This window comes from Erythrobacter sp., assembly GCF_011765465.1.
Taxonomy (GTDB): Bacteria; Pseudomonadota; Alphaproteobacteria; order Sphingomonadales; family Sphingomonadaceae; genus Erythrobacter.
On sequence record NZ_CP050265.1, the window covers coordinates 2,523,275 to 2,537,256 of the forward strand.

The 13,982-nt window shown below is 67.2% G+C and carries 12 protein-coding genes; 8 read left to right on the top strand and 4 right to left on the bottom strand.

Features of this window, described 5'->3' with window-relative positions; all coding sequences use genetic code 11:
* Nucleotides 1-86 precede the first annotated feature (86 nt).
* From gltB to G9473_RS12110, 4 genes are all read left to right on the top strand, one after another.
* Nucleotides 87-4,727, top strand: a complete 4,641-nt coding sequence (gene gltB / locus G9473_RS12095; RefSeq protein ID WP_291133583.1) for a glutamate synthase large subunit — start codon at nucleotides 87-89, stop codon at nucleotides 4,725-4,727.
* Between the two features lie 19 nt (nucleotides 4,728-4,746).
* Nucleotides 4,747-6,183, top strand: coding sequence for a glutamate synthase subunit beta (locus tag G9473_RS12100; RefSeq protein WP_291133584.1), 1,437 nt, complete (start codon nucleotides 4,747-4,749; stop codon nucleotides 6,181-6,183).
* 90 nt (nucleotides 6,184-6,273) lie between these two features.
* The gene (locus G9473_RS12105; protein WP_291133585.1) at nucleotides 6,274-7,104 is read left to right on the top strand and encodes a hypothetical protein; all 831 of its coding nucleotides are present in this window, start codon (nucleotides 6,274-6,276) and stop codon (nucleotides 7,102-7,104) included.
* Between the two features lie 247 nt (nucleotides 7,105-7,351).
* The gene (locus G9473_RS12110; RefSeq protein ID WP_291133586.1) at nucleotides 7,352-8,647 is read left to right on the top strand and encodes a carbohydrate porin; all 1,296 of its coding nucleotides are present in this window, start codon (nucleotides 7,352-7,354) and stop codon (nucleotides 8,645-8,647) included.
* 10 nt (nucleotides 8,648-8,657) lie between these two features.
* Here the strand turns inward: G9473_RS12110 and G9473_RS12115 are convergent, their stop codons facing one another.
* The gene (locus G9473_RS12115; RefSeq protein WP_291133587.1) at nucleotides 8,658-9,254 is read right to left on the bottom strand and encodes a hypothetical protein; all 597 of its coding nucleotides are present in this window, start codon (nucleotides 9,252-9,254) and stop codon (nucleotides 8,658-8,660) included.
* A 194-nt stretch (nucleotides 9,255-9,448) separates the two neighbouring features.
* Here G9473_RS12115 and G9473_RS12120 point away from each other — a divergent pair, with 194 nt between their 5' ends.
* Nucleotides 9,449-10,105, top strand: a complete 657-nt coding sequence (locus tag G9473_RS12120) for a hypothetical protein (RefSeq protein ID WP_291133588.1) — start codon at nucleotides 9,449-9,451, stop codon at nucleotides 10,103-10,105.
* 61 nt (nucleotides 10,106-10,166) lie between these two features.
* On the opposite strand, the gene G9473_RS12125 is transcribed toward G9473_RS12120, so the two are convergent.
* Genes G9473_RS12125 through ung form a run of 3 tightly spaced genes read right to left on the bottom strand, consistent with a single transcriptional unit; the run spans nucleotide 10,167 to nucleotide 12,020 of the window.
* Complete coding sequence (locus G9473_RS12125) at nucleotides 10,167-10,949, bottom strand: enoyl-CoA hydratase (protein WP_291133589.1); 783 nt, start codon at nucleotides 10,947-10,949, stop codon at nucleotides 10,167-10,169.
* A 10-nt stretch (nucleotides 10,950-10,959) separates the two neighbouring features.
* Nucleotides 10,960-11,295 (bottom strand): TraR/DksA C4-type zinc finger protein, encoded by a 336-nt coding sequence (locus tag G9473_RS12130; RefSeq protein ID WP_291133590.1) that lies wholly within the window; start codon nucleotides 11,293-11,295, stop codon nucleotides 10,960-10,962.
* Nucleotides 11,296-11,336: 41 nt separating this feature from the next.
* Nucleotides 11,337-12,020, bottom strand: coding sequence for a uracil-DNA glycosylase (gene ung / locus G9473_RS12135; RefSeq protein ID WP_291133591.1), 684 nt, complete (start codon nucleotides 12,018-12,020; stop codon nucleotides 11,337-11,339).
* Between the two features lie 93 nt (nucleotides 12,021-12,113).
* Here ung and G9473_RS12140 point away from each other — a divergent pair, with 93 nt between their 5' ends.
* The 3 genes from G9473_RS12140 to G9473_RS12150 are packed head-to-tail and all read left to right on the top strand — an operon-like array spanning nucleotide 12,114 to nucleotide 13,975.
* Nucleotides 12,114-12,734 carry a ribonuclease D gene (locus tag G9473_RS12140; protein ID WP_291133592.1) on the top strand — a complete coding sequence of 207 codons (621 nt, stop codon included), beginning with the start codon at nucleotides 12,114-12,116 and terminating at the stop codon, nucleotides 12,732-12,734.
* 15 nt (nucleotides 12,735-12,749) lie between these two features.
* Nucleotides 12,750-13,424: an LPS export ABC transporter periplasmic protein LptC gene (gene lptC / locus G9473_RS12145; RefSeq protein WP_291133593.1), complete on the top strand. Its 675-nt coding sequence runs from the start codon at nucleotides 12,750-12,752 to the stop codon at nucleotides 13,422-13,424.
* The gene (locus G9473_RS12150; protein WP_291133594.1) at nucleotides 13,421-13,975 is read left to right on the top strand and encodes an LptA/OstA family protein; all 555 of its coding nucleotides are present in this window, start codon (nucleotides 13,421-13,423) and stop codon (nucleotides 13,973-13,975) included. Before lptC ends, G9473_RS12150 begins: the two co-directional genes overlap by 4 nt.
* The last annotated feature ends 7 nt before the right edge of the window (nucleotides 13,976-13,982 follow it).

Here is a 13,982-nt window from a genome sequence, read left to right on the forward strand (position 1 = left end):
AGCCGGCACACCCCCTCGCGCCCGGCCCCGACCGAGACGGAAAAGGGCAAGCAGCGAGCCGGCATCTGACAGAGTGGAACCGAGCCATGGGATACCCAGCTTCCCAGGGTCTTTACGACCCCAGAAACGAACACGACGCCTGCGGTGTGGGGATGCTTGCCCATATCAAGGGCGAGAAGACCCATGGCATCATCGAGCAGGCGCTCGAGATCCTCGAAAAGCTCGACCATCGCGGCGCGGTGGGGGCCGACCCGCTGCTGGGCGACGGGGCGGGCATCCTGATCCAGATTCCCGACCCGCTTTTCCGCCGCTGGGCCGACGAGCACGGCCACGACCTGCCGCAGCCGGGCGATTATGCGGTGGCGATGTGCTTCATGCCGCAGGACCGGGCGGCGCGCGATTACGTCGCCGAAAAGTTCGAGGCTTTCACCGAGAAGGAAGGCCAGCGCTTCATCGGCTGGCGCGACGTGCCGGTCACGCTCGACGGGCTGGGCGATGCGGTGATCGAATCGATGCCGGTGATCCGTCAGGCGGTGATCGCGCGCGGGGATAGCTGCGCCGACCAGGACGCGTTCGAGCGCAAGCTGATCGTCATCCGCAAGCAGGTGCTCAACCCGCTCGCCGAGCTCGAGGTGAAGAAGGGCCTGCCGGGCCTCACCCAGACCTACCTGCCGAGCTTTTCCAGCCGCACCATCGTCTACAAGGGCCTGCTGCTGGCGACGCAGGTCGGCAGTTTCTACGACGACCTGCGCGATCCCGATTGCGTTTCCGCGCTCGGCCTCGTTCACCAGCGGTTCTCGACCAACACCTTCCCAAGCTGGCGGCTCGCCCACCCCTATCGCTTCATGGCGCATAATGGCGAGATCAACACGGTGCGCGGCAACGTGAACTGGATGAACGCGCGCCGCCGGACGATGGAAAGCGAGCTGCTCGGCCCCGATCTCGACAAGATGTGGCCGATCATCCCGCACGGCCAGTCGGACACGGCCTGTCTCGACAATGCCTTGGAACTGCTGCTGGCGGGCGGATATTCGCTGCCCCATGCGATGATGATGCTCATCCCCGAGGCGTGGGCGGGCAACGACCTGATGGATCCCGACCGCCGCGCCTTTTACGAATACCACGCCGCGCTGATGGAGCCTTGGGACGGACCTGCCGCTGTGTGCTTCACCGACGGGCGCCAGATCGGCGCGACGCTCGATCGCAACGGCCTGCGCCCCGCGCGCTATTGCGTGACCAAGGACGACCTCGTCTGCCTCGCGTCCGAAAGCGGCGTGTTGCCGTTCGCCGAAGAGGAAATCGTGCGCAAGTGGCGGCTCCAGCCCGGCAAGATGCTGCTGATCGACCTCGAACAGGGCCGCATCATCGAGGACGAGGAATTGAAGGCCGACCTCGCCAAGGCGGAGCCTTTCGCCAAGTGGCTCGAACAGGCGCAGTTCAAGCTTCAGGACATCGACCATATCGAACCCGATCTCGCCGCCGTACCCGAAGGGCCGACGACGCTGCTCGAGCGCCAGCAGGCGTTCGGCTACACGCAGGAGGACCTCGCCCGCTTCCTCGAACCGATGGGCGTGAAGGGCGACGATCCGGTCGGCTCGATGGGGACCGACACGCCGCTCGCCGTGCTGTCGGACCGCTCGCGCCTTCTCTACGATTATTTCAAGCAGAACTTCGCGCAGGTCACCAACCCGCCGATCGACCCGATCCGCGAGGAACTGGTGATGAGCCTGACCTCGATGATCGGGCCGCGCCCCAACCTGCTCGGCCATGATGCAGGGACGCACAAGCGGCTCGAAGTCGACCAGCCGATCCTGACGAACGAGGACCTCGCCAAGATCCGCTCGGTCGAAGAGGCGTTGGACGGGGCGTTCCGCTGCGCCACCATCGACATCACCTGGGACGCGGCAAGCGGGGCCGAGGGCCTCGAAATGGCGCTGAAGGAAATGTGCTGGGCCGCGACCGAGGCGGTGCTGCAGGATCACAACATCCTCATCCTGTCCGACCGCACGCAGGACGAGAACCGCGTGCCCATGCCCGCCCTGCTGGCGACCGCGGCCGTGCATCACCACCTCGTGCGGCAGGGCCTCAGGATGCAGACCGGGCTCGTCGTCGAAACCGGCGAAGCGCGCGAGGTGCACCATTTCTGCGTGCTCGCGGGCTACGGCGCGGAAGCGATCAACCCCTATGTGGCCTTCGAGACGCTGGAAGACCTGCGCGCCAAGAAGCACCCCGAGCTTTCCGCCGAAGACGTGCGCGCCAACTATATCAAGGGCGTGGGCAAGGGCATCCGCAAGGTCATGTCCAAGATGGGCATTTCGACCTACCAGAGTTACTGCGGCGCGCAGATCTTCGACGCGGTCGGCCTGTCATCCGAATTCGTCGAGAAGTATTTCACCGGCACGGCCAGCATGATCGAAGGCATCGGCCTTGCCGAAGTCGCCGAGGAAGCGCTGCGCCGCCACGCGCAGGCATACGGCGACAACCCGCTCTACAAATCGATGCTCGACGTCGGCGGCATCTACCAGTTCCGCCTGCGCGGCGAACAGCACGCCTGGACGCCGGAAAACATCGCCAAGCTGCAACACGCCGTGCGCGGCAACAAGCCCAAGGACTATGAGGAATTCGCGGCATCGATCAACGAGCAGTCCGAACGCCTGCTGACGATCCGCGGCCTGCTCGAATTCCGCAAGGCCGACGAACCGCTGCCTCTGGAAGAGGTCGAACCGGCGAGCGAGATCGTGAAGCGCTTTTCCACCGGCGCGATGAGCTTCGGCTCGATCAGCCATGAGGCGCATTCGACCCTCGCCATCGCGATGAACCGCATCGGCGGGCGCTCGAACACCGGCGAGGGCGGCGAGGAGCCGTTCCGGTTCAAGCCGATGGATTCGGGCGATTCGATGCGCAGCCGGATCAAGCAGGTCGCTTCCGGCCGCTTCGGCGTGACGACCGAATATCTCGTCAATTCGGACGACATCCAGATCAAGATGGCGCAGGGCGCGAAGCCCGGCGAGGGCGGGCAGCTGCCCGGGCACAAGGTCGACAAGCGGATCGGCGCGGTGCGCTATTCGACCCCGGGCGTGGGGCTCATCTCCCCGCCGCCGCACCACGACATCTATTCGATCGAGGATCTCGCCCAGCTGATCCACGATCTCAAGAACGTGAACCCCGAAGCGCGCATTTCGGTCAAGCTCGTCTCCGAAGTCGGCGTCGGCACGGTCGCGGCGGGCGTGTCCAAGGCACGCGCGGACCACGTCACCATTTCCGGCTACGACGGGGGCACGGGCGCCTCGCCGCTGACCAGCCTGACGCACGCGGGCAGCCCGTGGGAAATCGGCCTCGCCGAGACGCAGCAGACGCTGCTTTTGAACGACCTGCGCTCGCGCATCGCGGTGCAGGTCGACGGCGGGCTTCGCACCGGGCGCGACGTCGCCATCGGCGCGCTATTGGGCGCGGACGAATTCGGCTTCGCCACCGCCCCGCTGATCGCGGCGGGCTGCATCATGATGCGCAAGTGCCACCTCAACACCTGCCCGGTCGGCGTCGCGACGCAGGACCCGGTGCTGCGCGCGCGCTTCATGGGCCAGCCCGAGCACGTGGTGAACTATATGTTCTACGTCGCCGAGGAACTGCGCGGCATCATGGCCGAAATGGGCTTTCGCACGGTGGACGAGATGGTGGGCCGGGTCGACCGGCTCGATTTCACGCGGATGGATCGCCACTGGAAGGCGCGCGGGATCGATCTCACCCGCATCCTCCACCGTGTGCCGCTGGCCGACAACGCGAGCCTGCGCAACACCGAAGGGCAGGACCACGGGCTCGATGCGGCGATGGACAATATCCTCATCGAGGAATGCCGCGAGGCGATCGAGAACGGCACGCCGGTCGAGCTGCGCCACGAAGTGCGCAACGTCAACCGGACGGTCGGCACGATGCTTTCGGGCGAAATCGCGCGGGTCCACGGCCACGAAGGGCTCGCGCCCGACACGGTGTGCATCCACCTCACCGGGGTCGCCGGGCAGAGCTTCGGCGCATGGCTCGCGCACGGGGTGACGCTGGACCTCGTCGGCGATGCCAACGACTATGTCGGCAAGGGGCTTTCGGGTGGCCGCATCGTCGTGCGCCAGCCCGAAGGCGTGCCGCGCATCGCATCGTCGAACATCATCGTCGGCAACACCGTGCTCTACGGCGCGATCGCGGGCGAGGCTTTCTTCGGCGGCGTCGCGGGCGAACGCTTCGCGGTGCGCAATTCAGGCGCCATCGCGGTGGTCGAGGGCACGGGCGACCATGCCTGCGAATACATGACCGGCGGGGTCGTCGTGGTGCTCGGGCAAACCGGGCGCAACTTCGCCGCGGGCATGAGCGGCGGGCTCGCCTATGTCTATGACCCCGAAGGCCAATTCTCGAAACTGGTGAACCACGCGCAGGTCGATCTCGTGCCGATCAGCGCCGAACCCGACCGCGAGGAAGGGACGGGCCGCCCCTCGCAGCGGGCGCGCTCGGTGCACGATTTCGGCATGGGCGATATGCTGCGCCACGATGCCGAGCGGCTGCGCATCCTCGTCGAGCGCCACCAGCTCCACACCGGCAGCGCGGTGGCGAGCGAACTGCTGGCCGACTGGGACAATGCGCTCACCAAGTTCGTCAAGGTCATGCCGCGCGACTACAAGCGCGCGCTCGAAGCGCTCGAGGCAGAGCGGCTCGAAGCGGCCAGCGTCGCGGCGGAATAAGGCTCAAAAGGGCAAGGACATGGGCAAGGAAACCGGATTTCTCGAAATCGAGCGGCGCGACCGCGACTATCTCGACCCCGCCGAGCGGCTGAAGAACTACCGCGAATTCGTCGTCCAGCCGGATGACGAAACGCTGGCCAACCAGGCCGCGCGCTGCATGGATTGCGGCATTCCCTATTGTCACAACGGCTGTCCGGTGAACAACCTGATCCCGGACTGGAACCACCTCGTCTACGAGGACGACTGGAGGAACGCGCTCGACCTGCTGCACTCCACCAACAACTTCCCCGAATTCACCGGCCGCATCTGCCCCGCCCCGTGCGAAGCCTCGTGCACGCTCAACATCGTCGACCAGCCGGTCACCATCAAGTCGATCGAATGCGCCATCGTCGATCGCGGGTGGAAGGAAGGCTGGATCGAGCCGCAGGTGCCCGCGCACAAGACCGGCAAGTCGGTCGCGGTCGTCGGCTCCGGCCCCGCCGGGCTCGCCTGCGCGCAGCAGCTGGCGCGGGCCGGACATAGCGTCACCGTGTTCGAGAAGTCGGACCGCGTCGGCGGGCTGCTTCGCTACGGTATCCCCGACTTCAAGATGGAAAAGCACCTCATCAACCGCCGCTGCGTGCAGATGGAGGCCGAAGGCGTGACTTTCCGCACCAGCAAGGAAGTCGGCGTCGACATCTCCTTCAAGACGCTGGACGAGAATTTCGACGCGGTCGTGCTCGCGGGCGGGGCCGAGGATGCCCGCCAGCTCGCCATTCCCGGCGCGGAAATGCCGGGCGTGCGGCTCGCGATGGAATTCCTCACCCAGCAGAACAAGCGCGTCGCGGGCGACGACGAGGTTCGCGCCGCCCCGCGCGGCTCGCTGCTCGCCACCGGCAAGGACGTGGTCGTGATCGGCGGCGGCGACACCGGCTCGGACTGCGTCGGCACCTCGAACCGGCAGGGCGCGAAAAGCGTCACCCAGCTCGAAATCATGCCCAAGCCGCCCGAAAAGGAAGACAAGGCGCTGACCTGGCCCGACTGGCCGCTGAAGCTGCGCACCTCCTCCAGCCACGAGGAAGGCGCGAACCGCGACTGGGCCGTGCTGACCAAGCGCGTGATCGGCGACGGCGAAAAGGTCACCGGCCTCGAATGCGCGCGGGTCGAATGGGTGGACGGCCAGATGCGCGAGATCGTCGGCAGCGAGTTCACCATCCCCGCCGACCTCATCCTGCTCGCGATGGGCTTCACGGGGCCGAAGAAGGCCGGCCTGCTCGAACAGGCGGCGGTCGAACTGACCGACCGCGGCAACGTCAAGGCCGACACCGACAATTACGCCACCAGCGTGCCGGGCGTGTGGGCCTGCGGCGACATGCGGCGCGGGCAGAGCCTCGTCGTGTGGGCGATCCGCGAAGGCCGCCAGGCCGCGCGCGCGGTGGACGAGGCGCTGATGGGAGCCTCACAGCTCCCGCGCTGAGAGCGCGCGGGCCGCAAGGCTCCGATAAACCGGCGGTTCAGCTTCCTTGGGACAGCCTCTCTCCGGAGAAGGGCAGAAAGGGAGAGCGGAATGGCCGGATTGCGGATCGCAGGCACCCTGATCGGCGCGGGCCTGCTGGCGGCGGCCCCGGCGTTGGCGGAGGAGGCGGACGTGCCCGCCTACGCCCGGACCGCCTCGACCATCGCCACCGCCATATACGAGGGCGACGACCTTGCGGCGCGCGAAGACATCTTTCCGCTCCACCCGGCCGAATACGCCGAACTCGCCCGGCTCGCAGGATGCGACGGCGCTGCCCGGCCCACGGCAATGAAGCGCGTCGTGCAGATCGACTGGACCTGCGGCGAGGACAGCGCCCATGCGGGCCTTTCGCGCAGCACCGTGATGATGTTCGCCGAAGACGGCCGCCTCGTGCGCTTCGGGATCAACGCCCCGCTCGATGCGCTCGCGCCCACCCCCGCCGCGCTCGAGGAAGGCGGGCGCACCTACCCGCGGCGCATCGCCAACAGGCTCGGCGAAGCAATCGCGGCCGGGGAAGACCCGAGCCTCGGCGGCCTCCTGCCCATGACCGGCCTCGACCGGGAACGCCTGTCGGGCTTCGCGGGCGGGGATTACTATGTCTACAAACGCTCGAGGGGCACGGCGCTGGAGGGCGTCGACAGGGTGCATCGCATCCGCCTGCTCGACGCGGATCGCGCCTCGGCACGCATCGTCCATGTCTTCTTCGACGAGGAGGACCGACCGCTCGGCCTCGCCTTCGAGCCGGCGCGCGACCCGGCGTGGACACCCGACCCCCGCCGCGGCAATGCGGGCAGCGACGTGCCGGGCATCCGCTTGTGGGACGTCAGGAACAGCCAGGCCGCCGCGAGGGCCGCCCGGACGCTCCAGACCCCCGACGACTAGCGCACCGCCGCTCCGCGCGGCTGCCCACAGGGTTTATCGAGCGTAAATATCCCCAGCGATTCCAGCCACTTTGTCGCGTGCATACAATCCGCCCCGCATGGAGAGGCGCATCGTAGCGCGGCGCGATTGACCGGACGGCGATGCCCGGCCACTCCGCGCGTCGGAGAGGACAGGGCCGGCTGGCGCAGCGGTGTGACGGGCCGCCGCGCCGCGAAAGCCGGGCTCGAAGACGGGGGAAGAGGTCGCAATGTCGAGGAGGACCGGGCGTTCGCGCCCCGGACTGGCCGCGCTGCTGGCGGGCGCAGCGCTTGTCGCGGGCGTTCCTGCCCATGCCGAGGAACCGGCCCCTGCCGGAAGCACCGACGCCGAAGAACCCGCCCGAACCGACACGCCGAGGCCGCAGGCCGAGGCGCCCCCTCCGCCTCCCGCCCCTCCCGCAAAACCCGATTCCGGGCCGATCGACGTAAAGCTGGTCGTCTCGCAATTCGTCGATGCGCCGGTGGCGGGCGATGCGCCTTCGACCCTGCGCTATGCGGGCAGAGCCGATGCCTATGTCGACGTGAAGGGCCGCGCCTTCGGACTCGACGACAGCTGGACGCTCACCCTGCGGCCCGAGTTTACCTGGGGGAAGACGTCGAACGGCGAAATCGGCCTCATCCCCAACAACACCGCCCTGTTCCGGGGCGAGGGCGCGGGCGATTTCGACCTTTCGGCGAGCGTCTCGAAACGCTGGAACTCCGGCACCAAGCTGACGGTCGGCAAGGTCAACATCCTCGACCTAGCGGGCCAGCTGCCGGTCGTGGGGAGCAACGGGCATTATGGCTTCCAGAACCTCTCCCTCGCTCTGCCGCCTTCCGCGATCATCCCCAACACGATCACCGGCGCGCTGCTCGAAGTGCCGACCGAGGGCGCGCTCTACCGGCTGTGGGTGTTCGACCCCGCCTCGCAATACGAGCGCACCGGGTTCGAGACCGCTTTCGAGGACGGGGTCGCCTTCCTGGGCTCGGTCACCTTCCCGGTGAAGCTGGGCGGCAAGCCCGGTTTCTACGCGCTGAAACTGTCCGGCTCGACCCGCTCGGAAATCGCCGCCGACAACCTGCCCGCCGCACTCATCCCGCCGCCGGGGACCAGCTTCGGCAACACGCGCGGCGAATTCGGCGCGGTGCTCGCGGCCTACCAGTATCTCGGCGTCTGGCCCGAGGCTCCGGGCAAGGGATGGGGCATCTTCGGCCAGATCCACGGCACGCTGGGCGATCCGACCTTCCTCGATGCGAGCGGCTTCATCGGCGTCTCGGGCAATCCGCGAAAGCGCCCGCAGGACCGCTTCGGCGCGGCCTATTTCCGATATTCGCTGACCGACGAACTGGTCGAAGTGCTCGCGAACAGGGTCGGACTGGAGGACGAGGAAGGGGTCGAGGTCTTCTACACTTTCGGCCTTGCGAAAGGCGTCGAGCTCACGGCCAACGCGCAGTGGATCGACGGCGCGATCACCGCCCGCGACGACGGCGTGGTGACGGGGCTGCGGCTGACGACGGCGTTCTGAAGCGGGCCTCTCAGTCGGCGTAGCGCTCGACGATCCAGGCCATTTCGAGCAGGATGAAGCCGATCACCAGCGCGAGGTGGAAGCGGCGGTTGTCCCACCGGATCGCCGCGGCGCAAGCGATCGCGTAGCCGACCTGGCGCACCGGGTAGAGCGCACCGAGCGAGGCGAAATAGTCCGCGCCCTTCAATGCGGTGTCGACCATGTCGAACAGGAACAGCGCTCCCAGAAAGCCGAAGAACCAGCCGCGATGCTCGAAGAAATAGTCCTCGTAAGGCGCGCCCTCCTCCAGCTGGTCCGGGAACAGCAGCGCGGCGGTGAAGAAATGCAGCGAGGCGAAGAAGATGAGGAAGGCATAGGCTTCGAACGGCCACGCGCCGACCTGCGCGAGCGCGAATTCGAACCACCAGAAATGCGCGATCAGCAGGAGCAGGAAGATCGCCCACAGCGTGTGGACAAGATAGGGCGTGTTCTTGCGCCGGTTCTGCGCGAAGCCGGCAAGCCCGTTGAGAATCCGCGCGATGGCGAGCGAGGTGACCACGCCGAGGATGACCCGGACATGGGAAAAGGTCGCTTCGTCGAGCTGTCCCGGTTCGATTTCAGCGACCATCCGCGTGCCCCCTTCCCGCCGGCCGGGTGCCACAAGGGCAACCCGCAATGCAGCTTAGGCTGGCGCAGGCGGGGCGACCAGTTGCGCCCGCGAGTCTTCGACAGTCGTGTCGCTTTCAGTGCGACTGAAGCCGAGAGCGGACTGTCCGCTAACGACCCCATTGCAGACGAGAGCATTGCCGATACACTGCCCATGTGAAGACGGCTCCCATCGCGATTATTGTAGCGTCGGTCGGCATGGTTGCGGCAGGTTTCGGCCCGTCCACGGATCGCGCTTCCTTATGTGGCATCGCACGGGAGCAGTTGCAGCGCGGACTGAATATCGCGTCGGATGAGACATTTGTTTTCAAAACGCGGGACGAGGAAATGCTCATCAACTATGATGGCGATGTCGCTTCTCAGGTATCCCGTTTGAGAGATTTTCTAGAGAACTCCGATCTGCCGGGCCTCGGTTGGTGGCGGGTGAGAAACTCTGATCCTTGGGGTTCTGCTGGCTTTCCGATGGATGATTTTTCCAAGCGTGATCTTCAAGCGCTCGAAGCGATGCTGCTTGACGGTCCGATGAAGAACGCGGTCACAGAGTGCAGTAACGTGTCAGACCTGCTGGTTTCCAGAGGAATTGCCTTTGGTGACGATGCCGTTGATGCGGCGACTGATATGGACAACCGAACCTACGAGCACACAGTATCCGCGATCTATCTGCCCTATATATACGAGAACGGAACCTCCGCTCTCATGTTCGAAAGCAGATCTTGGGGCTGGTTGGCTGGTGCAGGCCAGCTTCTGAAGTTGAAGAAACAGCCGGATGGCGAATGGCTAGTAACGAACTCAACCTCGCTTTGGGTTTCTTGATGTCCGTTTCCCACCCACTTTCGGCCATTCGCCCCAAATCGACGACAGCCCGAAAGCAGCCCTAGCCCTGCCCGCGCCCGCGCGCCTGTACGGCGGCGCGGCGGGCCTCGACCTCTTCCGGAGACACCGCGCTGTTCGCCGCGCCCGATCTTTCGGCCTCCAGCGCCATGCCTTCGGCAAAGCTTTGCGCATAGCCGTCGTCGATCAGCCGCTTGTAGGCGGCGAGGAAAGCGGGGTCGATCTCGGCCATCGCCGCCGCGAGACGCCGTGCGAGTGGCATCAGTTCGCCCGGCTCGACCACGTGGTTGACGAGGCCCCATTCGAGCGCCTTGTCGGCGGGGAGGAAATTGCCGGTGAAGGCGAGTTCCTTGGCCCGCGAAATGCCGATCATGCGCGAGAGTTTCTGCGACAGGCCCCAGCCCGGCACGATGCCGACGCGCGCATGGGTGTCGGCGAAGCGGGCATTGCTGCTCGCCACCAGCACGTCGCAGGCGAGCGCGACCTCGAACCCGCCGGTGATCGCCACGCCGTTGATCGCGCCGATCACGGGCTTGGAACAGACCTCGATCGCGCGCACCGGGTTGTCGGCGGGGTCGGTCGCGTTGGCGCTGCCCAATGCGCCTTCCTCGCGCCCCAGTTCCTTGAGGTCGAGCCCGGCGGTGAAGGCCCGCTCACCCGCGCCGGTGAGGACGACGGCGCGCACGTCCTCGCGCCCGTCGACCTCCACCATCACCTCGTAGAGCCGCCGCCTCAACGAGCGGTTCAGCGCGTTCATCGCCTCCGGGCGGTTGAGCGTGACGGTGGCGATGCCGCCTTCGACATCGAGCAGCACGGTATCGGTCATGTCCTTCCCCCTAGTCCTGTCCCGCAGCGCAGCGCACGCAGGTCGCCACGCTCGGGTCGTGTTCGAGCCGTTTCGCCGCGATTTCCTCGCCGCAGGTCAGGCAATATCCCCATTCGCCTTCGTCCAGCCGTTCGAGCGCGGCGGCGATGCGTTTGCGCTCGGCGGCACGGCGGCGTTCCTGCGCCTGCGCCATCGCCTGCTGCTGCATCGCGTCCATGCGCGAAAGCCTGCCGACGCTGTCCTGTTGCAGCGTGACCGGCGCGCGGCCCTCGGCCCCGGCGCGGTCCTCCTCGTCCAGTTCGGCGGCGCGGCGGGTGAGCCGCTGCCTCGCTTCGTCCTCTCTCATGGCGCGCACCCTCCTACAGCCCCGGCGCGGGCGCAAGCCGCCTAAAGCGACCAGTCGATCGCCCCGCGCCCGTTTGCCTCGAGAAAGGCGTTGGCCTGGCTGAAAGGGCGCGAGCCGAAGAAGCCCGCATGGGCCGACAGCGGGCTCGGGTGGGGAGAGGCGAGAACGAGGTGGTGCGGTCCCTTGCCGAGGCCGGGCACGCGCCCTGCCTTCTTCCGCGCATGGCTGCCCCACAGGATGAAGACGGTGGGCAGTCCGCTCGCCGCCACCGCCGCGACGCAGGCATCGGTGACGGCATCCCAGCCGCGCCCGGCATGGCTGCCCGCCTTGCCCGCCTCGACCGTCAGCGTGTTGTTGAGCAGCAGGACGCCCTGCCGCGTCCATTTGGTGAGGTCGCCGGTATCGGGACGCGGCAGGCCGAGGTCGCTTTCCAGCTCCTTGAAGATGTTGACCAGCGAGGGCGGCGGCCGGACGCCGTGGCGCACCGAGAAAGCGAGGCCGTGCGCCTGCCCCTCCCCGTGATAGGGGTCCTGCCCGAGGATGACGACGCGCACCTTCTCCAATGGTGTCATGGCCAGCGCGGCGAGCCTTTCCCCGCGCGGGGGAAAGACCTGCTTGCCCGCCGCTTCCTCCGCCTTGAGCCAGCCGCCCAGCCGCCGCGCCTCGGGCGAGGCGAGGACGGGTTCGAGCGCCGGGCGCCAGCTTTCGGGGACGGGATCGGACATTCTCTCCTCCGGGCCAGCGGTGTATCCGAACGCCGCCACGCCGCGCCACTACGCCCTTTCCCTCTATCCCCAATCGGCGTAGGGCGCTTGCCCATGACAGTGCATTTCCACGAAGAAGACCTGCCCGAAGGCGTGCTCGCGGGCGACGGCGCGCTCGCGGTCGATACCGAGACGATGGGCCTCGTCACCCACCGCGACCGGCTGTGCCTCGTGCAGATTTCCGACGGGTCGGGCGATGAACACCTCGTGCGCTTCGGCCCCGGCAGCGATTACGCCGCGCCCAACCTGAAAGCGGTGCTGGCGGACCCGGCGCGGGTGAAGCTCTACCACTACGCCCGCTTCGATCTCGCCGCGCTGCATTACTATCTCGGCGTGATGGCCGCGCCCGTGTTCTGCACCAAGATCGCGAGCAAGCTGACCCGCACTTATACCGACCGCCACGGGCTCAAGAACCTGACCGACGAATTGCTGGGCGAGAGCATTTCGAAGCAGCAGCAAAGCTCCGACTGGGGCGGGCCCGAACTGAACGAGGCGCAGCGCGACTATGCCGCGTCCGACGTGCGCTATCTCCACCGGCTGCGCGAGGAGCTGACCGTGCGGCTCGCGCGCGAGGGGCGGACGGAGATCGCGCAGGCGTGCTTCGACTTCCTCCCCACCCGCGCGCTGCTCGACATCGCCGGTTGGGCCGAACACGACATCTTCAGCCACTCCTGACGGCCCCCTGACGCCATGGCGAAAGCGAAGCAGAAGCGCATCGAGACCGACGAGGCGAAGGCGCTGCGTTCGCGCCGCCAGCATTTCGCCGCGCCCGGCGGGTCGCATGATCGCCTGGTGGGATTTCTCGCTCGCGCGCTGCCGATCGGCGTCGGAATCGTCGCCGGGCTGATGGTCATTACGCCGCTCTCCCCGCGCGGCGAGGTGAGCTTCCTGCTCGACCGCAACCAGGTGGCGATGATCGACGAGCGCCTGTCGGTCGACAATGCGATGTATCGCGGGCGCGACGACAAGGGGCGGCCCTTCTCGCTGATGGCGGGCGAGGCGGTGCAGCGGTCGAGCGCGGAGGGGCTGGTGCGGATGAACGATCTCGTCGCGCAGATCCTTCTTCCCGAAGGCCCCGCGCGGCTCGCCGCAGAGGGCGGCATCTACGACATCGACAAGGAGATCGTGAATGTCACCGGCCCGGTCCGTCTGACCGCCGCCGACGGCTATTCGATGACCGCGCGCGGGGTTTCTGTGGACCTCAAGCAGCGGCTGATGACCGGCGATGCCGGGGTCGAGGGCGCGGTTCCGGCGGGAACCTTTTCGGCCCGGTCGATCCGCGCCGACATCGCCGCGCGCACGCTCGCATTGGAAGGCGACGCGCGGCTCACCATGATACCAGGCAAGCTGAGGATGCCGCAATGACCCGCAAGCCCACACAGCTCTCCCGTATCGCGCTCGCCTGGGGCGCGGCGGGCTTTCTCGGCACGATCGCGCTGATGGGCGGCATCTCGTCGCACGCGCAATCGATCGCCAGCCACGATTCGCGCGCGCCGGTGAACTACGCCGCCGACCGGATCGAACTGCAGGACCGCGCCAACCGGGTGGTGCTGTCGGGCGGAGTGGTGATCGAACAGGCCGACCTCACCATGCGCGCGGCGCGCACCATCGTCAGCTACGACGACAGCGGCGACCTGCGCATCGATCGCATCACCGCCACGGGGGGCGTCGTCGTCACCCGCGGCAACGAACGCGCGAGCGGGTCGAGCGCGATCTACGATTTCAATCGCCGGGTCATCACCATGGCGGGCGATGTGCGGCTGCGGCGCGGGACGGACACATTGAACGGCGGGCGGCTGGTGATCGACCTTGCGAGCGGGCTCTCGAGCGTCGACGGGCGCGCATCCGGCTCGGGCGCGAGCGGATCGTCCGACGGGCGCGTGACGGGCAGTTTCCAGGTGCCGCAGGAGGAATGAACTCCCG